The sequence below is a fragment of the Nonomuraea sp. 10N515B genome (assembly GCF_052245915.1).
Lineage (GTDB): Bacteria > Actinomycetota > Actinomycetes > Streptosporangiales > Streptosporangiaceae > Nonomuraea.
This window is the reverse complement of record NZ_JBQQBQ010000005.1, coordinates 94530-120841: the sequence shown is the minus strand read 5'-3', so window position 1 is coordinate 120841 and position 26312 is coordinate 94530. Positions and strand designations below refer to the sequence as shown.

Annotated in this window: 18 protein-coding genes; 13 read left to right on the top strand and 5 right to left on the bottom strand. The window is 70.1% G+C overall.

The window, feature by feature from the left end:
- Nucleotides 1-30 precede the first annotated feature (30 nt).
- The 4 genes from ACTWQA_RS08980 to ACTWQA_RS08965 are packed head-to-tail and all read left to right on the top strand — an operon-like array spanning nucleotide 31 to nucleotide 3644.
- Complete coding sequence (locus ACTWQA_RS08980; protein ID WP_443158813.1) at nucleotides 31-393, top strand: hypothetical protein; 363 nt, start codon at nucleotides 31-33, stop codon at nucleotides 391-393.
- Nucleotides 393-1802, top strand: coding sequence for a hypothetical protein (locus ACTWQA_RS08975; RefSeq protein ID WP_443158812.1), 1410 nt, complete (start codon nucleotides 393-395; stop codon nucleotides 1800-1802). The genes ACTWQA_RS08980 and ACTWQA_RS08975 overlap by 1 nt, the downstream gene beginning before the upstream one ends.
- A complete protein-coding gene (locus tag ACTWQA_RS08970) occupies nucleotides 1799-2215 on the top strand; it encodes a hypothetical protein (RefSeq protein ID WP_443158811.1) in 417 nt (138 codons plus the stop codon). The genes ACTWQA_RS08975 and ACTWQA_RS08970 overlap by 4 nt, the downstream gene beginning before the upstream one ends.
- 19 nt (nucleotides 2216-2234) lie before the next feature.
- Nucleotides 2235-3644: a WXG100 family type VII secretion target gene (locus ACTWQA_RS08965; protein ID WP_443158810.1), complete on the top strand. Its 1410-nt coding sequence runs from the start codon at nucleotides 2235-2237 to the stop codon at nucleotides 3642-3644.
- Between the two features lie 42 nt (nucleotides 3645-3686).
- On the opposite strand, the gene ACTWQA_RS08960 is transcribed toward ACTWQA_RS08965, so the two are convergent.
- The gene (locus ACTWQA_RS08960) at nucleotides 3687-4124 is read right to left on the bottom strand and encodes a YbaB/EbfC family nucleoid-associated protein (protein WP_443158809.1); all 438 of its coding nucleotides are present in this window, start codon (nucleotides 4122-4124) and stop codon (nucleotides 3687-3689) included.
- A 192-nt stretch (nucleotides 4125-4316) separates the two neighbouring features.
- Here ACTWQA_RS08960 and ACTWQA_RS08955 point away from each other — a divergent pair, with 192 nt between their 5' ends.
- The 3 genes from ACTWQA_RS08955 to ACTWQA_RS08945 are packed head-to-tail and all read left to right on the top strand — an operon-like array spanning nucleotide 4317 to nucleotide 11215.
- A complete protein-coding gene (locus ACTWQA_RS08955) occupies nucleotides 4317-4700 on the top strand; it encodes a YbaB/EbfC family nucleoid-associated protein (protein ID WP_443158808.1) in 384 nt (127 codons plus the stop codon).
- Nucleotides 4697-4996 carry a hypothetical protein gene (locus ACTWQA_RS08950; RefSeq protein WP_443158807.1) on the top strand — a complete coding sequence of 100 codons (300 nt, stop codon included), beginning with the start codon at nucleotides 4697-4699 and terminating at the stop codon, nucleotides 4994-4996. The genes ACTWQA_RS08955 and ACTWQA_RS08950 overlap by 4 nt, the downstream gene beginning before the upstream one ends.
- Nucleotides 4997-5002: 6 nt before the next feature.
- Nucleotides 5003-11215, top strand: coding sequence for a WXG100-like domain-containing protein (locus ACTWQA_RS08945; protein ID WP_443158806.1), 6213 nt, complete (start codon nucleotides 5003-5005; stop codon nucleotides 11213-11215).
- 12 nt (nucleotides 11216-11227) lie between these two features.
- On the opposite strand, the gene eccD is transcribed toward ACTWQA_RS08945, so the two are convergent.
- On the bottom strand, nucleotides 11228-12691 hold the full coding sequence (gene eccD / locus ACTWQA_RS08940) for a type VII secretion integral membrane protein EccD (RefSeq protein ID WP_443158805.1): 1464 nt from the start codon (nucleotides 12689-12691) through the stop codon (nucleotides 11228-11230).
- A 126-nt stretch (nucleotides 12692-12817) separates the two neighbouring features.
- Between eccD and eccCa the strand changes: the two genes are divergently transcribed.
- The 3 genes from eccCa to ACTWQA_RS08925 are packed head-to-tail and all read left to right on the top strand — an operon-like array spanning nucleotide 12818 to nucleotide 18220.
- Entirely contained in the window at nucleotides 12818-16810 is a 3993-nt protein-coding gene (eccCa, locus tag ACTWQA_RS08935; protein WP_443158804.1) for a type VII secretion protein EccCa, read from the top strand.
- On the top strand, nucleotides 16797-17129 hold the full coding sequence (locus ACTWQA_RS08930; RefSeq protein WP_327585505.1) for a hypothetical protein: 333 nt from the start codon (nucleotides 16797-16799) through the stop codon (nucleotides 17127-17129). Before eccCa ends, ACTWQA_RS08930 begins: the two co-directional genes overlap by 14 nt.
- On the top strand, nucleotides 17126-18220 hold the full coding sequence (locus ACTWQA_RS08925) for a WXG100 family type VII secretion target (protein ID WP_443158803.1): 1095 nt from the start codon (nucleotides 17126-17128) through the stop codon (nucleotides 18218-18220). Before ACTWQA_RS08930 ends, ACTWQA_RS08925 begins: the two co-directional genes overlap by 4 nt.
- Before the next feature lie 38 nt (nucleotides 18221-18258).
- Here the strand turns inward: ACTWQA_RS08925 and ACTWQA_RS08920 are convergent, their stop codons facing one another.
- The 3 genes from ACTWQA_RS08920 to ACTWQA_RS08910 all read right to left on the bottom strand — a co-directional run bounded on the left by ACTWQA_RS08920 (nucleotide 18259) and on the right by ACTWQA_RS08910 (nucleotide 22155).
- Nucleotides 18259-20523, bottom strand: a complete 2265-nt coding sequence (locus ACTWQA_RS08920) for a protein kinase domain-containing protein (protein ID WP_443158802.1) — start codon at nucleotides 20521-20523, stop codon at nucleotides 18259-18261.
- Between the two features lie 127 nt (nucleotides 20524-20650).
- Complete coding sequence (locus ACTWQA_RS08915; RefSeq protein ID WP_443158801.1) at nucleotides 20651-21790, bottom strand: S8 family serine peptidase; 1140 nt, start codon at nucleotides 21788-21790, stop codon at nucleotides 20651-20653.
- Nucleotides 21791-21882: 92 nt separating this feature from the next.
- Nucleotides 21883-22155, bottom strand: coding sequence for a WXG100 family type VII secretion target (locus ACTWQA_RS08910; RefSeq protein ID WP_305920234.1), 273 nt, complete (start codon nucleotides 22153-22155; stop codon nucleotides 21883-21885).
- A gap of 126 nt (nucleotides 22156-22281) precedes the next feature.
- Here ACTWQA_RS08910 and ACTWQA_RS08905 point away from each other — a divergent pair, with 126 nt between their 5' ends.
- The 3 genes from ACTWQA_RS08905 (at nucleotide 22282) to ACTWQA_RS08895 (ending at nucleotide 26312) form a co-directional block, all read left to right on the top strand.
- Nucleotides 22282-23001 (top strand): SDR family NAD(P)-dependent oxidoreductase, encoded by a 720-nt coding sequence (locus ACTWQA_RS08905; RefSeq protein ID WP_443158800.1) that lies wholly within the window; start codon nucleotides 22282-22284, stop codon nucleotides 22999-23001.
- Nucleotides 23002-23025: 24 nt separating this feature from the next.
- Entirely contained in the window at nucleotides 23026-24774 is a 1749-nt protein-coding gene (locus ACTWQA_RS08900) for an acetyl/propionyl/methylcrotonyl-CoA carboxylase subunit alpha (protein ID WP_443158799.1), read from the top strand.
- A gap of 170 nt (nucleotides 24775-24944) precedes the next feature.
- Nucleotides 24945-26312 carry a hypothetical protein gene (locus ACTWQA_RS08895; RefSeq protein ID WP_443158798.1) on the top strand — a complete coding sequence of 456 codons (1368 nt, stop codon included), beginning with the start codon at nucleotides 24945-24947 and terminating at the stop codon, nucleotides 26310-26312.

Genomic DNA, 26312 nt, shown 5'->3' with positions numbered 1-26312 from the left:
CCGCCGGAGCCCTGACAGCGAAGGGGGAGCATGGGCACCGATCGTGGGGTGGACCTCAGCAGGCGAGCCATCCAGACCGCCAGGAACGACCTGGCGGAGGCGCTCGCGCTCCTGAGCCCTGACAGGGAGAACGGCGGCACCGCCACCCCTGTGCTCAAACCGGAGGGCGTGGCGACCGAGTTGTCCAACGACTTCTCGGCCATCGGCTTCACGTGGCCGGCCGCCATGGACTTCCACAAGAGCGCGGGCAACGGCATCAGGGCCGTGACCACGTCGTACAACAGCATCGTCCTGCAGGTGCAGACCCTCCTCGAGCTGTTCGACCAGGCGTTGCGCAACTACGACGGGGTCGAAGTGGGCAGTGAGGACCGATCCGGTCAGGTGCGGGTCTGATGGCTCAGGAATCACATGAGATCAGGGTGCCGATCAACACCGAGGAGGTCGAGGACGCGAACCTCGAGATCCTGCGGGAAGATCTGGCCAACAACAAGCCCGAGTTGTTGCGCAACGCGGCCTCTGAGCTCCTCACGGCCAAACGCCGCCTCGACAACCTGGTGGGAGTGATCGACCGGCATCTGAGGGAGCTGGACCAGCACTGGACCGTGGGCGAGGACGCCAGGACAGTCAAGGCCGGGCTTCGCAGGTTGCGGGAGTCCGCCGCGGACGTGTCCACCACGATCAGCGAGCAGACCCTGGACCCCGACGCGAAGCAGTGCCTCGCCAACCCGAGTGGCGTCGCTCCCGCGCTCCTCCTGCAGGCCCACACGTTGTCGGCGTTCAGCGGCAAGAACGTGCCGGAGTCCGCGGACTCGGATGTCAACTTCCTCGAGGGGGCCTTCCAGGGCGGCGTGGCCGGCACCATCGGAGGCGGACTCATCGGGGGCCCGCCAGGAATGGTGATCGGCGCCGTCGTCGGCACGCTGGCCGGAGGCGTCACCGCCCTGTTCACCGACGGCCCCTTCGCCAACATCATCGGCGATTCCAAAGAGGAGCAGGACAGGAAAGCAGCCAAGGAGCACATCCGGCTGCTGACCGAGGCGACCGAGCAGAACAACCGGGCGTTCCCGGCCAGTCTCCAGACCGACATCCCGCAGTTCGATCCCCTCGCCCCGAAGATCCCGGAGATCCCGTTCAACGGCGGCGACAGGTTCGACGGCACGGTGCCGACCGGCCTCAACCAGTCCATCGCCTCCCCGAACGCCAACCTGGACGGCCTGGGCCAGCCGAACCAGGACGGCCTGCGGGATCCGAGCCTGCACCAGATCCCCAGCCTGGGCACCACCGACCCGGGCAGCAGGTTTCCGAACGGCCCCGGCATGGGCGCGATCCCGGACCCGAGCACGGACCTGAGCGGCACAGGCATGCCCGACGGCCCGAACCTCGACCCCTCCTCGGCGAACACGCCCGACGCCCCCAACACTGACGTGAACGCCCCGCGGACCTCGCTGGCGGGCCTGCCCGACCCGTCGACGGCCCTGCCCACCCCCGCCACCTCTGCCACCCCGTCCGCCGCGAACCTGCCGAACCCGCAGAACACCAGTGGCATCGGCAGCCCGTACGGCGGTGGCGGCACAGGCCCGGGCAACGCAATGGCGAGCGCCGCGAACGCGGCCGCCGCCATGCGCGGCATGGGCAACAGGTCCCCGATGATTCCGATGATCCCGCCGGCAGGCCGAGGCGGCCAGCAGGAGAGTCAGGAGTCGACCCGGACCACCTGGCTTCTCGAGGACGAGGACTATTTCATGAGCGACGAGGCGACCACGAATCCCTACCTCCGTGGTGATGCGAAGGGCAAGGCATGAGCCGCCCCGCGGATGGCGGCACCCCGCCGCCGGAGCTGAAGCTGCCCACCGACTTCCCCGGGCTCGGCGAGGACGACGGCAGCGGTCCCTTCATCGACCACCATGAGGTCAGGAACGTCATCAAGGCCCTGCGCACGAGCCTCGGCGCGCTGCGCGGCGAAACGGTGCCGAACATGAGCGCCACCTGGACCGGGCCCGGCACCGTCAACCAGGTGTCCTACGAGGGCAACGTGGGGCCGGAGGAGGCCGGGCAGTGGGAGGCCGCCTCGGCCTTCGGCAACAACATCCACTTCGCCTACAACGCGTTCGACCCCAGCTACGCGCTGCTCATCGAGCACGTCGAGAAGTGGGCCAACGCGGTGGAGCGGGCTATCGCCAACTACGAGAGATTCCATCAGGACAGCAGTGCGTAAGAACGGGCAGGGATGAGCGATGGCCGATCACTGGGAACCGATCAGGGTCTATGAGGTCGAAGTCACCGCACCCAACTGCGACACCACCAAGCAGCAGATCGTCACGTGGCTGGAGAGCACCAATCCGGACCGGATCGAGTCCGCCGGCCAGGGCTACGTGGAGGCCGCCAAGCTGATCCGGGACGAGGGCGGCGTCCAGGACGCCATCATGGACGCGGCCAGCGGGCTGGCGCGCGTGTGGCGGGGCGAGAGCGCCACCAAGGCGCTGAAGGCGCTGCGGCTGCTGTACGCCAGCGCGGGCGCGCTCGCCGACGCCATGCACGACACCGGCCAGCCGATGACCGACTACGCCAGAGAGGTCAGGACCACCCGCGAGAAGGTGGCCTCGGCCCCGGCGAACAACGGCTCCCTGCTCTACAACGACACCGGCCGGCTCTACACGAACGGCGGCAACTACGGCGCGTACGGCGGCTCGGGCCTGGGAACGGGTCAGACCGGCTACACCCCGCCGCTGATCACCGGCAACGGCGACCTGTCGAACACTCCGTTGCTCCCGCCGGCGCTCCAGGCGGACGCGCAGGCGAGGAGGGACCTGGAAGCCCTCAACATCAAGATCGACAGCCTGAACCGCCAGCTGGCCGAGGGTCTCGCCTTCCAGATGCCCGACATCGCCCCTCTGGAGGTGGAGCTCGAGAAGCAGAGCAAGCTCGACCCCGGCAGCGGGACCAGGACGCCCACGGGTACGACCACGTACTGGAACGGCGGCGGCTCGGACGGCGGCGGCCCGGGATCAGGCGTTACCGGCGGCGGCGACACCGGAAACGGCTCGGACAGCCGGGGAGACACCCCGCAGGACCCCGGCCGGACGGATCCCGAGCAGGGCCGGGACGACCCCTCCACGGACGACCCGTCCACGGACCCGCGGGATCCGTCCACGCCGGAGCAGCCCGGCCGCGGCGAAGACCCACAGCCGACCGGCCAGAACCCGGGCCAGGACGGCGCCGACCGGCAGCAGGACGTGCCCGCGGTCATCGGCGCCGACAACAGGGACCAGACCCAGCTCGCGGACGCCGGCAACCCGACCACCACCACGCCGCCCGGCACGACCACGAACCCGTACCAGACGACGCCGAACGCAACGGTCATCCCCACGACCACCCAGCCTCCGGCGACCACCCCCAACCCGTATGCGGCCGGCCAGCCGGGCGCGGGCACCTGGTACGGCACGAGCGGCACGGCTCCGGCGGCCACCCCGGCCGTGCTCAGGGGCGGGGCCGCCACTCCGGGCTCGGGTTTCATGGCCTACCCGCCGGGAGCGGGCATGGGGGCGGTCGGCAGCGAGGGCGACGAGCGCACCCGCGAGATCTACGACCCGGAGCCCGGCATCTGGTCGGTCTCCCATGAGACGAGCCCAGAGAAGATCGGCTGACCCGGGCGAGGCCGGCCCCGGGGCGGGATCGGGGCCGGCCGCTCAGCCTTCCATGCGCTGCCGGATCCGGTCGAGCTGCCCCATGAGGTCCTCGAAGGTGCGGTTGTAGGCGGCCTGCGCCTGGCGTACCTGCTCCATGGCGGCGTCGGCGTCGGTGCCGAAGCGCATCGGGTTGTCCTCGCCGAAGGCCTCCTCCATCACCTCGCCCATCTGCCGCCGCAGATCTGCGGCGGCCTCGGCGACGGTGAGCTTGATGCGCTCGGCGAGCTCGCCCGAGGTCAGGCGCATGGCCTTCGGGTGGAGGACGAGCTCCTTGATCCCGCCGCCGGAGAACTCGACGGCGACGAGTCCGTCCTCGTCCTCGGCCCGGCCGACCAGCTCGGTTATGGAGTTCCGCAGCTCGGCGACGCGTGACATCTGCTCGTCGGCGTTCTTGAGAATCCTGTCGAAATCCAGTGCGCCGAACTCCCGCTCGATCATCCGCCTACCCCACATGCCACAAAAGACGCTTTACTCACAACCCTATCCTCAGGGTTGGTGGGCCGCCGTTCCCGGCCGATGCCCCGTCTGACGGCTCTGTTAACAGCAGGCGAACGTTACAGATCCATAGAAGCGCGGTAAAAAAGGCGACGTAAGATGCCTGTTGGTGTTGAACGTACGAAAGGTGCATCTGTGGCGGATGCGTTCGAGGCGGAGATCAGGGAGCTCGCGGGCGAGATCAACCAGCAGATCGCCCGCGTTCGCGAGGCGTACGGAGAACTCTCCGTTCTGGAGCACACAGCACGTTCCGCGGACGGGATGGTGAGCGTGACCGTCGGCCGGCACGGTCAGATGCGCGCCATCGAGCTGAACCCTCGGGTGTATCGCACCCTGTCCCCCTCGCAGCTGGCCGAGGCGATCATGCAACAGGCCGACAAGGCCACCGCCGCGGTCTCCGAGCAGAGCAAGGAGCTCTTGAAGCCCCTCATGCCGGAGGGCGTGCCGCATGAGGAGGTCTTCGGCGAGCACGCCACGCTCGACGCGTTCTTCCCCAGCCCTGTGGAGCCGACCCCGTGACCGGCTACTACGTGGAACGGAAGGCACTGCGCCGTGAGGCCAGGGTCTACGACGAGCTCGAGCGCAACGCGAAAGAGGCGCGTGACGAACTCCGCGCCGCCTTCGACCGGGACAGGAACACGCTCGGCAACGACGAGTACGGCGCCGAACTGGCCAAGAACATGCCCGGAATCGAACGCGGCATCTTCGACGCCCTGAAGGCGCACATGGACGAGCTCGAGCGCCTCGCCTCGGGCCTGAACGTCAGCGCCCGCAACTACGAGGCTGCGGAGCAGCCCCCCGTCGAGCGTCGCTGATCGCCCATGGGCTTCGACGGGTTCCTCGTGCCCGAATTCGCCAAGCCGTACATCGGCTGGGTGGTCGGCATGGACTGGCCGGAAGGGGACGAGTCCGGCTGCTTCCGGCTGGCCGACGCCTGCGTGACCGCCGCGCACCGGCTCGTCGAGGGCACAGCCGCCGACCAGCCGGGGAGTGCGTCCAATATCGGCTCCGCCTGGGATGGGGAGGCACATCTCGCCTTCGCCGCCCATGTCGAGGCGGTGGTCGGCGGTCAGCTCGCCGCCGTGGTCAAGCGGCTCGTGGACACCGCTGTCGCGCTCAACGGCGTGGGAGTGCAGATCCAGTACGCCAAGTACATGATCGAGGCCACCGTCTGGCTGCTGATCGCACAGCTGGCGTATCTGCTGGCCATGGCCCTGGCCAGCGGCGGGGCGAGTCTGGCGCTCATCCCACCACGTCTGCAGCTGGCACGGATGACGGTCACGCAGATCGCCAAGACGTGCCTGCGCAACATAGCGCTGTTCGCCGGGATCGTGGCCGGCATGGACCTGGGCATCCAGATCCTGCAGATGGCGAAGGGCCGCAGAGACGAGATCGACGTCCAGCAGGTCGCGATCTCAGCGGCGGCCGGAGGCGCCATGGGCGGGCTCATGGGACTGCTCTCCGGCGGGCTAAGCCGCCTGGCCACGCCGGCCCTGCGGGCCGGTCTGACCAAGGCGGAGATGTCCACGGCCGAGAAGCTGCTGGCCGCGGCCAGCTCGTCGTTGTACGGGCAGGCCGCGCAGTATGCCCTGACCGGCGGCATCACGACCGCGGGAACCTTGCTGGCCCAAGGGCACTTCACCTGGGACATGCTGGCCAAGGGCATCACGTCCAGTGCGCTCGGGGCGGACGGGCAGCACTTCGTCACGACCCTGCCCCATGGCGCCGACGGCTCGCCCACGCCCGGCCCGGCCGCTCCGTCCGGGGATCCTTCGCCGTCCGGAAAACCTCCGTCCTCCGGACGCCCTCCATCCGGCCCGGACACTGGCGGCGCGCGCGTACCCGAGACCAACGGTGAAACGACCCTGTCGGCGGCGGCGAACCATAACCAGCGGACCACCATCAACGCCGGGGCTGACGGGCCGTCTGTATGGAAGAGCCCCGACGTGCCGTCCCAGCAGGCCGAAGTCGCCGCGGCCCGGCCCGATGGCCCGCCGGTGTGGAAGAGCGCTGAGGCGCTCACGCGGCCAGATGGTTCGCCGGCGGTGAGGAACGCCGCGCTGCCCGCGCAGTCAGTGGACGGGGCAGCGGCCCGGCCCGATGGCCCGCCGGCCTGGAAGCCGCGTGAGGCGCTCATTCAGTCAGCGAAGGGCGCCATGCACAACGCTCAAGTCCTTCTGGCGGCGAGATCTGAGGCTGGCTCGCAGTCGGCTGACCGAGGTGTTTCGGAGATGTCGGCGGACCCGAGTCGGACGGCTCGGCCCGAGGGGACTATCGAAAGCAAGGGTGCCGAGCCGACTTCACGGCCGGATACCGCTTCACAGTCGGTCAACAGCAAAAACCCGGACACAGTGGCGAGCGCCGCTACGCCGTCCCGACCGGACGGCCCGGTGGCCTGGAAGGACAAGCCCGACATCCTTCCACCGCCCGAAAGGCTTCCACCTCGCACCGTCGAGATCGGCGCCCTGGGCGAAACGGCCGTACACGACGTCAAGGTGCCGGAAAACGCGACGGCGGCGGCTCGGGCTCTGACCGACGGCATCACGGGTGTCACCCCGCGGGAACGACGCGCGATCCGCGAGTGGCTTGCGGAGGCGCTCTCCGACGGCAACCGCGACACCTGGACCAACCATCTCCAAAGGGGCGTGGCACTCAGCGTCGGAGACAAGGTGATCTACCTCAAGCTGACGCCGAGCGAGTTCACCCACGTGGAGCACCCGAGCCTGGCGCCGGAGAAGCCGGTCGCGTTCGGCGGGGACGGTGTGGAGGGCAAGTCCTCGCAGGCCTCCTCCCTGGAGCGGACCGCGGGGATGATTCGCGCGCTGAACCACTCGTCGGACGAGGCCGAGGCGAGCGCCCTGCCCCGTACGGGCATCAGCAACACGTTGCGCACGACCCACACGAACGGCATCGAGGTGATCAGCGGCCACAAGGCCGTTTCCCCGGCGCACGACTATTTCGTCACCGACATCTCGCTGGAGGTGTACCGCAACGGCGAGAAGGTCACCGAAACCGCCGCAGTCCCCGAGCTGTCCGTGACCCTCCCCTTCCCCAAGCAGTTCACCCGTGAAGGGCCGCTGCTGGCCGCCGACCACCCACCGGCGCTGCCTCGCCACGAGGTCCCGCCCGGAGCCGAGCACAAGTTCCGTGATCACGGGATCGCCATCACCGGGATGGACGTCACGCCTTTGGTGCTGGAGGTGCAGCGCCGGGCGTTGTCGGCGGGCGTGCCCGCGGGTGAGGTGGTCAGGATCGTTGAGCACCTCACGTCCACCGTGCTCAGCGAGCAGGGGATGAAGAACCGCAGCCAGTCGTTGCTGTCGAGCGGGGCCGGCTCCGAGGCGGTCCGGTACAAGAGCTCCGCACTGAGGTCGGCGGAGGACTCCATCGAGGTCACCAGCCGGATCACCCGGATCGAGCCCATCGACGGAAGCGGGCGGCCACCGATCGAGACGATGTTCCGGGACGACATGGGGCGGCGCGAGAGCGAGGGGACGACACATCGGCAGGGCGCGAGCCTCAACGTTCACGTGGGCGGCAAGATCGGCCTGACCTTGGGCGACAGGGCGGAGGTCATCGGACGTGCCATCGGCGGGTTCGGCTTCGGATCCGACCATGTGACGACCACCAACAGAGCACACGGCAACCACACCGTCCTGACCAGGCTCGATGACGTCACCATGTACGACGCCCACATGCGGCTGCAGGTCGAGACCGAGAAGCTGGGCACCTTCGAGGTGGAGGTGAAGGCCGAGCTGACCGTGCCGGCTCGGGACGCGCCCCGGATGGAGCAGGACATCTTCGGCCACGATCTCCGGCCGCGAGGGGAATTCAACGAGATCCGGCAGAAACTCGCCGACCTCCACCGGGAAATCGACAACGTACGTGAGGAGTTCGTGCGCAGCGAACCGGTCGGTGAATACCCGGCCAGGGGCGAGCACCCGAACCGCGGCTACGACCCTCACGCCCTGGAGCCGGAGACACTCGCCGCCGGGCGGGGGACAGGACTGGGCAGCGGCATCCGCGTCCACTCGGAGACGCTCCTCAGCACGGAGATCCGCCAGACCGTCGATCAGGCACTGCCCGACCTCCCGCCGGGGATCAGGCGCCAGGTCGCACGGGACATCGAGAGCCGCTTCGGGGGCGTGGCCCTGGAAGCCGACCTGACGCATGCCCTGCACGGGATCAGGTACGACAAGACGATCGGCGGCTACACCTTCGAGATCCTGGCCGAGGGCACTCTCGGCCGGCGGCACGAGGTCGGCTCGACCGACATGACGGTGAACGAGCGCAGGATCACCTCGCGGATCGACACCAGCCAGCGGGAGACCTCCGTCGGAGGCCGTGCGGAGGTGCGCGCCGTCGCGCGCCTTGAGGTGAACGAAGGGCTCAAGATCGACCCCGCGAACCTGGCGGTCACCAGGAGCGGCACAAAGGCGGAGAGTGTCGGCTTCTCCGCCGGTCACACGAGGTACGACCGCACGGAGACCAGCGGCGGCTTCACCATCACGCGGGATCTCTCCTTCGATGTCAGGATGAGGGTCTCGCGCAACGGCACAGAGGTGACGAACACGTCATGGGAGGTGCACGGCAGCAAGGCGGAGATCCTCCTGCCGAATACCCACCTGCCGGAGACGCCGGTGCTCGCGCAGGACGTCGCGCATGTGGGTCGTATCGAGTCGTCGACCAGGCCGCCCGGTGACGTATGGGCTCATGACGACCGACTGCACGCCACCGTCCGCCTGGGCGCCATGCCTGACCTGGCTCAGACGGTGGCCAGGGCGCACGCCGACTGGGCGGGACTGCCGCTGCCCGCGGAGCGGCTGGACGTGCCGATGGTGTTCGAGACCGCCACCGACGTGATCAAGATGGAAACCATGATCACATCTCACCCCGACGGCCTGCACTACACCGTGTCCGACCAAGGGGGATGGCGGCACGACGTGCATGTGAAGGCCGACGTGGCCGGGTTGAAGCACGTCAAGTCGGAGACCGGGGTAGAGCACGAAATCTACTCCAACAGCAACTCGAAGATGACGGACAGCGAGCGCAGCAGACAGGCCCTGGGCGGGCACGCCCGGACCGGCCTGCGCGTCACCTTCGGCCGCGACGGCGAGCACGGCGGTGAGACGTCGGGTCACCCGAGAGGGGACGAGGAATCCACAGGAAACGAGCGAAAGGTCGTGGCGCGAGCGGGGTTGCACGGCGCCGCGAAGCGGATGACCCAGGAAAGCTCCTACCTGGGCGGCAGCGACGTCGCCCGGGTCACCTACTCGGACGGGAGCCCCTCGCACTGGTATCGCGGAGACCTCGTCCTGGAGGTGACGCCGTCCAGAACCGACGGGGAAACGGTCGAACGGGGCCCGACCACCTACGTCCGGGTGGGCGAGATCATGGACCTCGTCCTTCCTGACGAGGTGGCACGCCGTCACGCTCTGGACGGCCCGGAGGGCGTGGAGCCCGCCAAGCAGGCGGGGGACACGACCCGCGCCTATTCCGCGCCCGAGGCGGCGATGAGCACCGCCTCCGTTCAGCATCTCGACGCGCAGACCGTACTCCCGAAGATCCTCGAGAAGCTTCGCGACGAGAAACTGTTCTTCCCGGACCAGGAGTTCACGAACCACCCGGTGGCCGAGCACCTGCGCGGCCACTACGGCCAGGACACGCTCGCCACGAAATTGGGGGAGCTCCGCGGAAACGGAGTGTCCTCCTGGTTGTTCGTCACAGACGAACACGGCCGGGTCACCGAACGCGTGGGTATCCGGGTCACGGCCGATATCGACGACGGGGTGCACGTCGGTGAGCGTTCTGACACCGGCCTCATGCTCCGCAGCGAGCGCCTCAGCGGCGACCTGAGCGTGCGTGAGCGGGGGTCGGACCACGGCGGGGAGTTGCTCGCACGCTACTCCGAGTCTTCGGACGGCCAGCTCAGGGGAGCCGAAGCGGGGTACGCGACCTTCCGCGACTCCCACACCGTGGACGCGCGCGGGACGAATGGGAAAGACATCAACCGTTACCAGACGCGGGAGGCCCCGCAGGAGTTCAAGCACCCGGTCACGTACGAGATCACGCTCGAGCGCGCCCAGGTCCGCCCTGTCCTGGAACCCATGCAGAGCGCGGCCCGCAGCATGCTGCTCAAGGTGGGCGAGGTGACCGGACGTGACGGGGCCGTGCGGCTCTTCGACAGACATGTCGGGGTCACCTCGACTTCCAGAGCGGTCACGGACGGCGAACTCGGCGTCTTGGTCCCGGGACACCTCACCATGGAGGTCCCGCAAGGCACCCCGGTCACGGCGCGTACGCCGGTCGCCGCCGCGGACCCGCGATGGGCGGAGCCGGCCGGGCCCAGCACCATGACCACCACGCTCGGGAGGGGCGTCCCCAAGGGAGACGTCAGCCAGGTCGCGTTCCCGGCCGCCACGATGGTGGAGCAATGGGCGCCGGTGGCCGCGGTGCCGCCGAAGCTCCGGGAGGAGGTGCCCTCGCTGGACAACCGGCCGGGCGGATTCGAGCTCTCTCGCCCCGCCGGCATGTCCCTGGCCGAGGCCGCCAAGGAAAGGACCATGCGCGCGCATCTCGAGCAGTTGCTCGCGCATGACTACGAGATCCCAGGGGTCGGCAAGGTGGGGATCGACGTCAACGGGGCCCGCGAGATCACCAGCGCGCTGGTCAAGCAACGCGTCTACGCGCAGACCATGAGCACAACAGGGCACGGCCAGGAGCAAGGCCGGGGCCGGGCCGCCCGAGCGGGCGGGTCCGATGGATCGACCGGCGAAGGGAACCTGGGCTTCGGCGGCATCGGCGGCAGCACGAAGACGGCGGACGAGGCCGCGTCGCGGAGCGCCGACATCGTCGAACGCAACTTCCTGGAGAAGCAGCACGAGAACACGTACCTCGAAGTGGACATCTCCGTCGTGCTCTATGGCGAGGGCAGGCCTCTGGTGATAGACGTCGACAAGGGCCTCTACCTGAGGCTCACCCCTGAAGGGCTCGCCGAGTTCGACGCCGCGCATCCCGGGGTCATCAGGCGCTGACCTCCGGACGGGCTAGCCGGACAGGCCCCTGATCCAGGTGTAGACGTCGAGCACGCCGAGCGCCAGCGGGAAGAGCGCGATGAGCAGGATGACGTCCACCACCTCACCCGCACGCGCCCAGAACGGCGACAGCCGCCCGGACGGCAACCACAGCCCGAGTCCGACGACCAGCATGGCCAGCCAGAGCAGCCCCATCACCACGGCCGCGGCGGCCACCGTCCCCGCGCCCGCGGCCAGCGCGATCGCCACCCCCACCAGCCCGGCCAGCCCCGTGCTCAGCAGCCAGAGCCGCTGGCCGAGCCCATGGAAGACGCGGGCGCGCAGCAGCAGCACCAGGGAGAGCACGATGGCCATGGAGACCGCCATCCAGGTGGCGGTCGTCATCAGGTAGGCCAGCGCCCCGATGGCGGTCAGCGTGATCCCGACGATCATGCCGGTGGCGTACCGGCCGGCCTGGGCCGTCCGGCCGAGCACGGCGTCGCTGTCCAGCCGCTGGTTGTCCGCACGCAGTTCCTCGGCGTTGGTGGGCAGAGCGGGCAGCGGCACCCGGGCGATCCTGAACGACAAGGACGGGATCAGCGGGCTGAGCGAGATCAGGATCGTGACCGTCATGGCGGCGACGCCCGCGGCGGGCACGCCGAAGACCATGACCACGGCCGCGGCCAGCGCGCCCGCTACCGTCGCGATGGCCGTGCCCAGGAAGCCCGCCACCCCGTCCGCGACCAGGGTGCCGCCGATCGTGGCGACCAGTGCGGTGCAGGTGAGCGCCGCCAGCAGGTGAGGGGCGCCGATCCCGGCCAGGGTCGAGCCGCTGACCAGGCCGTACAGGCCGGCCAGGAAGGCGTACGGCAGGGCGGCGTAGCCGATGAGGGCGCCGGCCGAGGAGTCGCCGACCGCCCTGGACAGGGCCGCGCTGACGCCGAGCAGCAGCAGCGCGAGCATGCCCGCGACGACGGCCACGCCCAGCGGCGCGCTGCCGGACAGGACCAGCGCGGGCGCGCCGAGCGCGAGCAGGATGGCCGCCGCGGCCGTGCCCATGGCCTTGGTGTGGCGGGATTCCCACTTGCCGGTGCTCTGCTTCACGCCGGTGGCCACGACGTCGGCCACGTCGTCGTACAGCGCGGGCGGCAGCGTGAATTCGCGGGGCCGCAGGTAGAGGAGCTCCCCATCCAGCACCCCGAGGGAGGCGAGCGTCTGTCCCAGGTCGAACGGCCGGCCGCCGAGCCGCTGGAGCACCCAGCCGGGCGCGCTCGCCGCGTCGCCGCCCGCCTCGCCGACCGCGCGCAGCAGCCCTGGAAGCACGTGAGGCAGCGGGATGTCGGCAGGCAGCGCCAGATCCACCCGGCGGCGCGGGGCGACGATCGTGACGTGGCACAGCGACGCCTGCGGCGCCCGCCCCGGCGCACCCTGCGGCACCGGCGGCCCCGGCGGCATGGGTTGCATGGGCTGCATGGGCGGATGGGCGAGCGAGGTCACGACCACTCCAGATCCGGCTGGCTTAAAACGACACGACCGACATGGCGAACATATAGGGACGACCACATATAAGGATGGCGCGTCTGGTAAGAAAGTGTTTCAGGTGACAGGAGGGTTGTTCCGTCAGTGAGCATTGTTGTCGTCCGGCGTCCTGAGCGCCGTCCGAGCCCCCAACCTCCGCGCGGGGAGATCCTGCTGGAGTCTCCGCCGGAGATCCCCGAGGTCCAGCCCGCGGGGCTCGGTGGCGTCCTCATGTACGTCCCGATGCTGGCCGGCGGGGCGGCGATGGGCTTGATGTTCACCGCGGGCGGCCACGCCAGCCCGATCATGTACGTGGCCAGCGGCCTGTTCGCCATCTCCATGCTGGGCATGACCGCCGGCCAGTTCGGCCGCAACGCCGGCGAGCGCAAGAACCGGCTCAACGGCCTGCGCCGGGACTACTTCCGCTACCTCGCCCAGATCCGCAAGCGGGTCCGCAAGGCCGCCGTCCAGCAACGCGAGGCCCTCGAGTGGAGCGGCCCCGCCCCCGACACCCTGTGGTGGGTGGCCATGGGGCCGCGGCTGTGGGAGCGCCGGCCCCGCGACGACGACTTCGGCACCGTACGCCTGGGCACGGGCGTGCAGAAGCTCGCCGTACAGCTCATCCCGCCCGACTCCAAGCCGGTCGAGGACCTCGACGCGTTGACGGCGGGCGCGCTGCGCAGGTTCGTCAGGGCTCACTCCACGGTGTCGGGGTTGCCGGTCGCGGTCGCGCTCAACTCCTTCGCGCGGATCCGCCTCAGCGGCGACCCCCGGGCCGTCCGCGGCCTGGTCAGGGCGATGATCGCCCAGCTTGCCACCTTCCACTCCCCCGACGACATGCGCATCCTCGTGTGCGCGAGCAGGGAGTGGATGCCGCACTGGGACTGGGTGAAGTGGCTGCCGCACGCCCTGCATCCCGAGGAGGTGGACGCGGCCGGGCAGGTCCGGCTGATGGGCGAGAACCTGGCGCAGCTCGACCAGCTGGTGGGCGACGAGCTGAAGGAACGAGCCAGGTTCCGGCCGGGCACGGACGCGCTGCCGTACCACATAGTGATCGTGGACGGCGGGCACGTGCCGCACGATTCCCAGCTCGGCACGGACGCCATCCAGGGCGTCACGGTGATCGACCTGTCGGACGCGACCGGGCCGGTCGAGGAGTCCGCCACGCTGAGGCTGGAGATCCGGCCCGACGGATTCCACATGGTCAAGATTGACCACGCGGGCAAGCGCTCCACGAACCGGCTGGGCGACCCCGACACGCTCGACTACGCCCGGGCCGAGGGTCTGGCCAGGCAGCTCGCGCCCCTTCGGGCCTCGGCAGGCTCAGGCGGCGAGTCGCAGGACCTGCTGAGCACCAACACCACGCTGACCGACCTGCTCGGCGTCGGCGACCCCGGCAGGCTCCAGCCCGCCGTCACCTGGCAGCCCAGGGCCGGGCGCAACAGGTTCCGGGTGCCGATCGGCCTGGGCGGCGACGGCCGGGTGGTCGAGCTGGACATCAAGGAGTCGGCGCAGGGTGGCATGGGCCCGCACGGGCTGGTCATCGGCGCGACCGGCTCCGGCAAGTCGGAGCTGCTGCGCACGCTCGTCCTCGGGCTCGCGATCACCCACTCGTCCGAGATCCTCAACTTCGTCCTGGTCGACTTCAAGGGTGGCGCGACGTTCCTCGGCCTGGACACGCTGTCGCACGTCTCCGCCGTGATCACCAACCTGGAGGACGAGCTCCCCCTGGTCGACCGCATGCACGACGCGCTGCACGGCGAGATGGTGCGCAGGCAGGAGCTGCTGCGCGCGGCCGGCAACTACGCCTCGCTGCGCGACTACGAGCGGGCCCGCGAACAGGGCGCGGACCTGCAGCCGATGCCGACGTTGTTCATCGTGCTCGACGAGTTCAGCGAGCTGCTGGCCGCCAAGCCGGAGTTCATCGATCTGTTCGTCATGATCGGCCGGCTGGGCCGCTCGCTCGGCGTGCACCTGCTGCTGGCCTCGCAGCGGCTGGAGGAGGGGCGGCTGCGCGGTCTGGACACGCATCTGTCGTACCGGATCGGCCTGCGCACGTTCTCCGCCATGGAGAGCCGGGTCGTGCTCGGCGTGGCCGACGCCTACGAGCTGCCGTCCTCGCCGGGCAACGGCTATCTGAAGTACGACACCACCGGCATGACCAGGTTCAAGGCCGCCTACGTCTCCGGCGCCCACCACGAGGACCCGGCCCAGGCCGTCGCCGTGGACGGCCAGACGGCGTTGCGCGAGGTCGTCGAGTACGGGCCCGCGTACATGCCGCTGCCCGAGATCACCGGCCCTGTCCCTACCACGCCGCAGCCGGAGGGCGAGTCCGCGAGCGGCAACCAGCGCAGTCTGCTCGACGTCGTGGTCGGCCGGCTGGCCGGGCACGGGCCGCCGGCCCACCGCATCTGGCTGCCGCCGCTGTCCGAGTCGGCCACCCTGGCCCACCTCATGCCGCCGCTGTCGGTCACGCAAGAGCACGGCCTGACCACGGCGGGCTGGGCCGGCCGGGGCAAGCTGCACGCGGTCGTCGGGATCGTCGACAAGCCCTTCGAGCAGCGGCGCGACCCCTTCTGGCTGGACGTGTCCGGCAGCGCGGGCCATGTGGGCGTGGCCGGCGGCACGCAGAGCGGCAAGAGCACCGTGATGCGGACGCTGGTCGCGAGCATGGCGCTCACGCACACGCCGCGCGAGGTCCAGTTCTACTGCCTGGACTTCGGTGGCGGCGCGCTGGCCTCGCTGGAGGGGCTGCCGCACGTGGGCGGCGTGGCCAGCCGGCTCGACGCCGAGCGGGTGCGCCGCACAGTGGCCGAGGTCGGCGCGATCCTGGAGCAGCGCGAGCGGGACTTCGGCGAGCACGGCATCGAGTCGATCACGACGTACCGGCGGCTGCGCCAGGAGGGCGCCATCGAGGGCGACGGCTGGGGCGACGTGTTCCTGGTCGTGGACGGGTGGCTGACGCTCAGGCAGGAGTTCGACTCGCTGGAGCCGACCATCACCGACATCGCGGCACGCGGGCTCGGCTACGGCATCCACCTCGTCGCGGCGACCAACAAGTGGTCGGAGTTCCGGCCGAGCATCCGCGACCTGCTCGGCACCAAGATCGAGCTCAAGCTCGGCGACGCCTACGAGTCGGAGGTCAGCAGGAAGAAGGCGCTTGCCGTGCCCGAGGCCGCGCCGGGGCGCGGGTTGACGAAGGACGGCTTCCACTTCCTGTCCGCGCTGCCCAGGATCGACGGCGTGCAGAACGCGGCGGACCTGGCGGCCGGCGCCCGCGGCCTGGTGCAGGCCGTCCGCGACTCCTGGCACGGACCGGCGGCGCCGCCGGTCCGGCTGCTCCCCCCGGTGCTGGCCGTCTCCGCGCTGCCGGACGACCCCGATCGCATCCCGATCGGCATCGACGAGGCCTCACTGTCGCCCGTGGCGCTGGACTTCGACGCCGACCCGCACTTCGTGGTGTTCGGCGAGAACGAGAGCGGCAAGTCGAACCTGCTGCGCCTCATCGCCGAGGGGCTGGTGGGCAGGAAGCAGCCCAGCCAGGCCATGATGATCGTGATCGACTACCGCAGGTCGCTGCTGGACTCGGCGGCGACCGAGCACCGCATCGGCTACGCGGCCTCCAGCACAGCCGCCACCGAGCTGATCAACGACGCCAGAGGCGCGCTGCTGAGCCGCCTGCCGCCGGCGAACCTGACATCCGAGCAGCTCCGCGATCGCAGCTGGTGGCAGGGCTCGGACCTGTACATCATCGTCGACGACTACGACCTGGTCGCGACCTCGTCCAACCCGCTGCTGCCGCTCGTCGAGCTGCTGCCGCAGGCCCGCGACATCGGTCTGCACCTGGTGCTGGCCCGCCAGATGGGCGGCGCGGGACGCGCCATGTTCGACCCGGTGATCCAGCGGATGAAGGACATGGCCACGCCGGCGCTGCTCATGTCCGGCAGCAAGGAGGAAGGCTTCCTCTTCGGCAACGTGCGCCCCCAGACCTTGCCGCAGGGGCGCGGTTACCTCGTGGACAGGCGATCCGGCGCACGCCTGATGCAGACCGCGTACCTGGACGCCGAACCGACGGGAGGCGAACGTGGCGGATCTTGACATTCACCTCTCTGCGCTGGACAGATGCCGTGAGGCCATCAACAAGGCAGCCGGCCAGTACGAGGACACCCTGCGCGAGCGCAACCCGGGCCGGCAGGCCTACGACGAGCACGGCAACCTGCGCAACAACCGCACCCCGGTCAACGAGGAGATCTTCGGCGACCTGCCCGACTCCGGCCTGCTGGCCACGGCCGCGGACAACGTCTGGACGGCGGTGGCCAGGGAGATGGACCAGGCCTACCGCAAGCTCGACGGGACCGAACGCGGCCTGAGCAGCGTCGAGGAGAACATCCGCGCCGCGCACCGGGGCACCTCGTGAGCATCTCCAGCCTGCCCGAATACACCCGGCTCACCGAGATGCTCAGGAAGGTGACCGGCGACCCGGACAAGATCACCTCACTGGCCCGCCAGTGGCGCAGCGTGTCCGGCGACCTCAACGAGTTCGCCGGGGCACTGGGGGCGGCGGTCGAGGTGGTGGACGACGCCTGGAAGGGGCGCTCGGCCGACCAGTTCGACACCTACATGCGCAAGTACGGCAGGGCCGCCGAAGAGCTGCAGCTGGCCCTGTCCAGCTCCGCGTCCTCGATGGACGACGTCGCGACCGCGCTGCGCGAGGCGCAGACCGAGATCGCCGCCATCCGCAGGGACCTGGACACCAACGCCCGCAACTACGAGACCCGCTACTTCGCCCACAACTCCGACGCGACCGAGGAGGACGTGAAGCCGGAGCTGCGCAGGATGGCGAACGAGGCGCTCGGCGAGGCCCGGCCGTGGCTGAACAAGGCGAAGAGCGCCGTGCACAAGGCCCAGGGCGACATCAACCGGTTCCTGAACGAACGCGCGCTGCTCTTCCATCAGATCCCGGACGTGGTGCTCGAGGAGTTCACGCCGGCGCCCGGCCGGACGATCGAATGGCAGCGTGACCCCGGCTACCAGACCCGGGACAGCACGTCTGTCCAGAGCCACAGCGGCTCCTCAGGCGGCTCGACGGGCGGCTCCGCCGGGTACGGACCGAGCGGTCCTCCCCCGCCCGGCGGCGGGCCCGCGCCGACGGGCCGGGTCAAGGAGTGGATCGAGGAGGCCATCGCGATCCTCGCCAGGCAGGGCGTGCCGGTCTCGAAGATGAACGCCAACGACATCTGGATGATCATCCAGCATGAGTCCGGCGGGAACCCCCACGCGATCAACAACTGGGACTCGAACGCGGACCGCGGCACGCCGTCCAAGGGCCTCATGCAGACCATCGACCCCACGTTCAACGCCCACAAGCTGCCTGGGCACGGCGACATCTACGATCCCGTCGACAACATCATCGCGGGTGTGCGGTACGCGATCTCACGCTACGGCTCGGTGTCGAACGTGCCCGGCGTGGTCAACAGCAAGAACGGCCTGGACTACGTCGGCTACTGACGGCGCCAGGGCCCGGCATCCGGGCCCTGGCGGGCGGCTCAGCCGCAGTTGGCCCAGCCGACGCTGGTGCTCTGCGAGCCGACGCTGCCGGAGAACTTCACGCACTTGCCCTTCGCGGGCAGCTTGACCGGTCCCGCGTAGTACTCGTAGTTGCCCTGGTCGGTGTCCGAGCCGCCGCCCTGGACGTCCAGCGTGGCGCTGACCGGGGTCTTCTTACCCACGTCCGCAGACTTCATGGTGACCACGCAGTTCTGGCCAGTGCTGTTGTTCCACAACTGGAACGTGGTGCCGCCGGTGAACGCCTTGGAACGCTGGATGGAGAAGCCGGACCCGCACACCTGCTGAGGCGTGTAGGGGTTCTTGGCCGGTGGTGGCTGCGTGGTCTTGGTCGGCGTGGGCTTCGCCGTCGTCTTGGTGGGCGTCGGCTTGGCGGTCGTCTTGGTCGGCGTGGGCTTGGCGGTCGTCTTGGTCGGGGTCGGCTTGGCCGTCGTCTTGGTCGGCGTCGGCTCCGGCTCCTCGGTCGGCGTGGGCTCCTTGGTCGGGGTCTTGCTCGGCTCCACTGTCTTGGTGACGGTGGCCGTGGGCGAGTTCTTGCGCTTCTTCGTGGGCGTCGCCCGCGCCGGGGCCGAACTCGTCGCGGTGGGCTGCGTGGTCGGGATCGGCTGCGTGGGGACCGGGGCCGGCGTCGTGGGCATGGTCGTCAGCTCAGGCACCGGGGGCGAGGCCGAGTCGGTCGGCAGGATCATCGGGCCGATGCCTGAATCGTCAGGAGTGCCCGTAGTGCCCCACGGAACCGGGACGTCGGTCTGCGCCTGCTGCGGGTCGCCGCCGACGGGGTAGGAGCCCTGCGGCACCGGAGCCGCCGACGTGCCGGCGGGCACCGGGACCTGGTCCGCGTTGGCCTGGGCCGCGGAGGCCGGGTTGATCGGCTGCAGTTCCACGTACCTGTTGGCGCCCCACAGGCCCAGGACGGACAGGAGCACCACCACTCCGACGCCGGCGACCAGCGCCATGGGGAAACCCCGGCGCGGCGTCTGAGCACCGGGCCTGGCGGGCATCGCCTCCAGCCTGATCTGGTGCGGCGGCTGCGGGTCCGGCTCCGGCGGGCCCCACATGGGCGCCTGCGGCTGCTGCGGCACCGGGGGCGGCACGGCCATGCCCTGCACGGGCATCGGGCCTTGAAGCGGCGGCCCTTCCACGGGCGGGCCTTGCACGGGCAGCTGCCCTGGCGCGAGCGGCCCCTGAACGGGCGGCCCTGACACGGGCGGTGGCCCCTGCACGGGCACACCCTGCACTGGCACACCCTGCGGCGGCGGACCCTGCAGCGGGCCCTGCACCGGCGGGCCCTCCGGCGGCGGGCCTTGGAGCGGCACTTGCAGCGGCACTTGCAGCGGCGGGCCCTGCACCGGCGGGCCTTGGAGTGGCACCTGCGGCGGCGGGCCCTGGACCGGGCCCTGCGCCAGCGGGATGTGGATCGGCGGAGCACCCTCGCTGAACGTGGGCGGACCCTGGACGGGAACGCCTTCGATCACCGCCTCCGGCCCGGCCGGCGGCCGCGCCGCGCTCGTGTCACCGAGCACCTGCATGAGCGCGCTGTACGTGGTCGGCCGCCGCCCGACCTCCTTGGCCAGCGCGGACAGCAGCACCCTGCGCATCGGCTCGGCCTCGATGCCCACCTCAGGCTCGGCGTTCAGCACCGCCTCCCGCCCGTCGAACGGCGGCGTGCCCGAGCCCGCGAACACGATCGTCGCGGCCCACGCGAACACGTCCGCGTACGGGCCGTACTGCAGGCCGGCGACCTGCTCGGGAGCCTGGAAGGCGACCTCGCCCACGGGCTCGCCGAGCGCGGCGTCGGTCACTCTCGGGCCGTCGGCGCCGAGGATCACATTGTGCGGCGTGAGCGATCTGTGCGACAGCCCCGCGAGGTGTACGGCCGACAGCGCGGTCAGCACCCCGACCGCGACCCGCTCGAGCGCGTCCCCGCTCAGCGGCCCGTCGTCGGCCACCACCTGGGCCAGGCTCTTGCCCTCGACGTATTCGCGGACGACGTACGGACGTTCCTCCAGCAACCCCGTGTCCAGCACTCTGGCCACGTAGGAACTCGAGATCCGCTTGGCGCCCAGGTAGGTGCCCAGCGCGTCCGGGCCGGGCTGGGGCTCGGCCGGGAGCAGCTTGATGGCGACGATAGGCGCGTCCTCGGATTCCCGTCCGAGGAACACCTCGCCCCGCGGCCCCTCTCCCAGGAGACCGACGATGGCGTACTCGCCGATCCGCTCTGGATCACCGGGGCGCAAAGGGTTCATGACCAGACCTTTCACAGCAAAGCATGATCTCGTCACATTGAACCAGATCTGTCACATAAGCATCAGAGGTTTACTGATCTATCCGACAATTCACAGTCCCGTTTCCTTGCAGACGCTGTGAGGCCGGTCACTCCGCCCGCCCGGGCCGCCATCCCCTGCGCCGCCCCATGGGGATCATGACGCGGGCGACCGCCACGAGCAGCGCCAGCCCCAGCGCCGACCCGGCGATGATCAGGGCGAGGTCGATCGCGTCCCGGTCCACGGGCGGCGCCTTGGCCACGGTGCCCGGCGGGAGCGGGCTGGCCGGTGGCGGGGCGACCACGGGAGCGCCGGCGGGCTCGAAGGGAAGGACCGCGCTGACCGCCTGCATGGGGTTGACCATCCCGGCCCCCTTTCCCACGCCGGTGGCGCCGTCGGCCGTCGCGATGATGCGCTGCCGGACCTGAGCCTGGTCCAGAGTGGGGAAGCGGGCACGGACGAGCGCCGCGACCCCGGACACGTACGGGGCCGCGTAGCTGGTCCCCCTGAGGTCCTTGTAATAGGAGCCCCCCGGCCAGGTCGAGGTGACACCCTGGCCTGGGCCGAGCACGGCGACAGACGACTTGGGGTTGGAGAATTCGGACAGGAGGCCGTTCGGCCCGGCCGCGCCCACGGCCAGGACGCCCTCGTAGGACGCCGGGTAGTCGGGCAAGGGGGTGCCGTCCTCGTCCTTGACGTTGCCCGCGGCGGCCACGATGACCACGTCCTTGGCGAGCGCGTACTCCACGGCCGCCTTGAGCGCGGGCTGGTCGCTCGTCGCGATCGACACGTTGATGACCTTGGACCCCTGGTCGGCGGCGGACTTGATGGCCCTGACCAGCAGGTCGAGACCGTCGGACCGCTCGGCGTTCGTCTGCTTGTACGACAGCAGCCGCGCGCCCGGCGCCATGCCGTAGAAGAGCACGCCCTGCATGTACTGGGCGCCGATGATGCCCGCCACCGCGGTCCCGTGCCCCAGGCAGTCGCGGTAGCCGGTGCCGGTGAGATCGGCTCTGCCCGCCAGGCGGATCTGCGGATGCTGCAGGTCGACGCCGCTATCGATGATCGCCACGCGCACGCCCGCGCCCGTGGACAGCGACCAGACCCGTTTGGGGTCCAGCCTTTTCTGCGCCCAGGACTCACCGCTCTGCATGACCCCCCGGGGCGGATCGCAGGCCTCACGGGCGGCCGCGGGCGCCAGCGGGACTTGCAGGGCAAGGAGGCTCGCCAGGAAGGCGCGACCAATCATGGCGAAAAAGCGTAGCTTGCCCGATTCGGTCCCTGGCCCGGTTCAACGGAATGAAGCCCCAGCGGCGCGACGCCAGGGCCCCGTTCCGTTGCTCACTTCGTGGCAGACTCGATGTTCTGCCGGTAGGTGCCGATGACGCGAGAGGCCTCCTGTAGCTCCTCGGTCATCCGCTGAAAAGCCGTGCGGTAGTTCTGCCAGGCCTGCTGGAAACGCTGGGCTCCGGGGCCCGTCCACGCCGTGCCGACCTTGGCGGCCTCACGGTCGAGCGCGGTCATCGTGGTGCGGACCGCCTCCGACTGCTGCGTGAACTGGGTCGCCATCTGCTGCATTTCTGCGGGATCGCCGCCGAGCATACTCTGGCTCATGCATACCTCCTGACCGTGTGAAAGCGCCATCACACTAAAGGGGGTGCACCGGGCGTCGTCGTGGTTATACCGAGCGGCTATGGTCTTCCAGAGGAAGATTCGGGATTTGACGGGAGCTGTCCGGACATGCGCGAGGTTGTGGTGACCGGCGGCGGCACCGGGATCGGATACGCGATCGCCGCGGCGTTCGCCTCGCTGGGCGACCACGTCACGATCACCGGCCGCCGCGAGCAGGTGCTGAAGGAAGCCGCCGAACGCCTGGGGGCGGCCTACATGGCCTTCGACGCCGCGAGCCCCGTCGCCGTCAAGGACGCGCTCGACAGCCTGCCGTCGCGGGTGGACGTGCTGGTCAACAACGCCGGCGGAAACACCAACCTGGACCGCAGGCAGTCGGACGACCTGACGGACGTGGCCGAGGCGTGGTGGGCCAACCTCAACGCCAACCTGATGTCCGCCGTGCTCGTCACGGCCGCGCTGGCGCCGCGGATGAACGACGGCGGCAGGATCGTCTCGCTCGGCTCGATCGCCGCCCGCGGCACCGGCTCCGGCTCGTACGGCGCCGCCAAAGCCGCCATCGAGTCCTGGACCGCCGACGTGGCCGCCGAGCTGGGCCCCAGGGGCATTACCGCGAACGTCGTCTCCCCCGGCCTGGTGCTGGACACCGAGTTCTTCCGCGGCCGCCTCACCCAGCAGGGCATCAGAGCTCGTGTGGAGAACACGCGCAACGGCCGCCCTGGCACCCCGTCCGACGTCGCGGATACCGTTCTGTACCTGGCCTCCGCGGGAGCAGGGCACGTCACCGGGCAGGTGCTCCATGTCAATGGCGGCGCTTACCTGGGCCGCTGACTCTCACAGGAAGGACGGACATCGGTGCGGAAGGTTCTGATCGCCAACCGTGGCGAGATCGCCGTACGGGTGGCCCGCGCGTGCAAGGACGCCGGTATCGCGAGCGTGGCCGTCTACGCCGACCAGGACCTCGACGCACTGCACGTCAGGGTGGCCGACGAGGCGTACGCACTGGCCGGGCAGTCCCCTGCGGAGACCTACCTCGACATCGCCAAACTGCTGGACGTGGCCGCCCGCTCCGGTGCCGACGCCGTGCATCCCGGATACGGATTCCTGGCCGAGAACGCCGCCTTCGCCCAGGCCGTCATGGACGCGGGCCTGATCTGGATCGGACCGCCCCCGGCCGCGATCGCCGCCCTCGGGGACAAGGTGCAGGCCAGGCACATCGCGCAGAAGGTCGGCGCGCCGCTGGTCGCGGGCACCAAGGACCCGGTGTCCGGGGTCGACGAGGTGGTGGCGTTCGCCGAGGAGCACGGGCTGCCGATCGCGATCAAGGCCGCGTACGGCGGCGGCGGGCGCGGGCTGAAGGTCGCCAGGACGCTGGAGGAGATCCCCGACCTGTACGACAGCGCGGTGCGCGAGGCGGTGTCGGCCTTCGGCCGGGGTGAGTGCTTCGTGGAGCGTTATCTGGACCGGCCCCGCCACGTGGAGACCCAGTGCCTGGCCGACGCGCACGGTGCCGTGGTCGTGGTCTCCACCCGCGACTGCTCGCTGCAGCGCCGCCATCAGAAGCTGGTCGAGGAGGCGCCCGCGCCGTTCCTGTCGGCCGAGCAGGAGCGGCTGCTGCGCGACAGCTCCAAGGCCATCCTGCGCGAAGCCGGATATGTCGGGGCAGGGACCTGCGAGTTCCTCGTCGGCCAGGACGGCACGGTCTCCTTCCTGGAGGTCAACACCCGCCTGCAGGTCGAGCACCCGGTGACCGAGGAGGTCTCCGGCATCGACCTCGTAAGGGAGATGTTCCGCATCGCCGACGGCGAGCCGCTGGGCTACGACGACCCGGCCCTGCGCGGCCATTCCCTCGAGTTCCGGATCAACGCCGAGGACGCGGGACGAGGCTTCCTGCCCGCCCCCGGCACCATCACCGGCTGGCGCGCCCCCTCCGGTCCAGGCGTGCGCCTGGACACCGGCTACGAGCAGGGCGAGACGGTGCCGGGCGCCTTCGACTCGCTGGTGGCCAAGCTGATCGTGACCGGGCGCACCCGGCAGGAGGCGCTGGAGCGGTCGCGGCGGGCGCTGGCCGAGTTCGAGATCTCCGGAATGCCGACGGTGCTGCCGTTCCACCGGGCGATCGTCACCGACCCGGCCTTCACCTCGGCGCCGTTCTCCATCCACACGCGCTGGATCGAGACCGAGTGGGACAACACGATTCCGCCGTACGCCGAGGACGTGGCCGTGGCCGAGGCCCCGTCGCGCGAGACAGTGACGGTCGAGGTCGGCGGCAAACGCCTGGAAGTGGTCCTGCCCGCAGGCCTCGGCACCTCCACCGCTACGCCTGCGGCGAACAAGGCGCCGCACCGGCGCGGCGGCGGCACGGCGAAGAAGCCGGCGGCGGGCGGCGACTCGCTGGTGAGCCCGATGCAGGGCACGATCGTCAAGGTCGTGGCCGCCGACGGGGACACGGTGACCGAAGGCGACACGGTCGTGGTGCTGGAGGCCATGAAGATGGAGCAGCCGCTGGCCGCGCACAAATCCGGCACGATCACCGGTCTCACGGCGGCCGTGGGCCAGACCGTGACGTCAGGCGCGGTGATCTGCGAGATCAAGGACTCGTAGCAGATCGCACATGACGTTTACTCGATGTCAATGGGGCGAGTAAGAGAATTCGCAGCCCCAGGATCTTCGTCGAGGGTGTGCGCCTCCGCGCTTTCCGGCGGGTAACGTGCGCAGTGAGGAACTTTGCCGACCGCCCATTCGTCCTCAAGGGCGAAGGAGGCTTGCTGCCAATGACCCATTCGCTGCGCCGAGCAGGGGCCGCGATCGCGGCTCTGATCACCGGTCTATTCGTCGTTCTTGCGCTGTCCCCTGCCGCCAACGCGGCGGCGGCTCCCCCTGACGCTCAGTCGGTGGTGTCCAACTGGAAGAACAACCCGCTATACGTGGTGTCCGGCTCGCCCTTGACGTCGGACCAGCAGAGTGAGATCAGTGACGCGCTGAAGGGGGCGGACAGCAAGATCTATGCTGTGGCACTCCCCGACGGCACAGTGGACAACTCGACCATTGCACCGTTCATGACCTCGCTCAACACCGCGCTGGCCGACGCGGGCCGCCCCCGCGCCACCATCGCGGTGCTCGACGGCCAGACGTTGTTCGCCGCTTCGAGCGCCATCCGCCGGAGCGGCCTCGCGGGTGAGCTGGCGCAGCGCGCCGTCACCGCCAACTCCGACGTCGTCGATGGCATGAAGGACTTCACCAACCGGGTCGACGCCGCCGTCGCGGGCAAGACGCGCACGGCGCTCGACAGCGGCAGCCAGGCCAACCCGGGCGCCGGCGGCACCGCCGCGCTGATCGGCCTGGGCGTGCTGGCCCTGGTCGGCGGTGGCGGTTACTTCCTCTACTCCAGCAACAAGAAGAAGAAGCGCGCCATCCGGGAGGCCAAGGACCTGGCCGCGGTCAAGCAGACCGTGGACGAGGACGTCACCAAGCTCGGCGAGGAGATCACCGCCGTCGACGCCGACGTCACCCTCTCCGGCGAGGGCGGCAAGCACATCGACGAGTGGCAGACGGCACTCGACTCCTACGAGAAGGCCAAGACCCAGCTGGCCACCATCCAGCGTGTCGACCAGGTCCGCGAGGTCACCCAGACCCTCGAGGACGGCCGCTACGCGCTCGCCGTGGTCAAGGCCAAGGTCAACGACGAGCCGGTCCCCGAGCGGCGCGCCCCCTGCTTCTTCAACCCGCAGCACGGCCCGTCGGCCCGTGACGTGCGCTGGGCCCCGCCCGGCGGCGCGGTCCGCGACGTGCCCGCCTGCCGCGCGGACGCCGAGGCCGTGGAGCGCGGCTTCGACCCGCAGATGCGCGAGGTCATGGTCGACGGCCAGCGCCGGCCCTACTACGACGCGGGCCCGGCCTACCAGCCGTACGCCTACGGCTACTACGGCGGCTTCGGCGACATCATGACCGGCATGTTCATCGGCACCATGATGGGCAGCATGCTGAGCGGCGGCTGGGGCATGGGCGGCTACGGCGCCGGTTATGCCGAGGGTGCCGCTGACGCCGGAGCCGGAGACTTCGGCGGTGGCGACGGCGGCGGCTGGGGCGACTTCGGCGGCGGCGGAGACTTCGGAGGCGGAGACTTCGGCGGCGACTGGTAA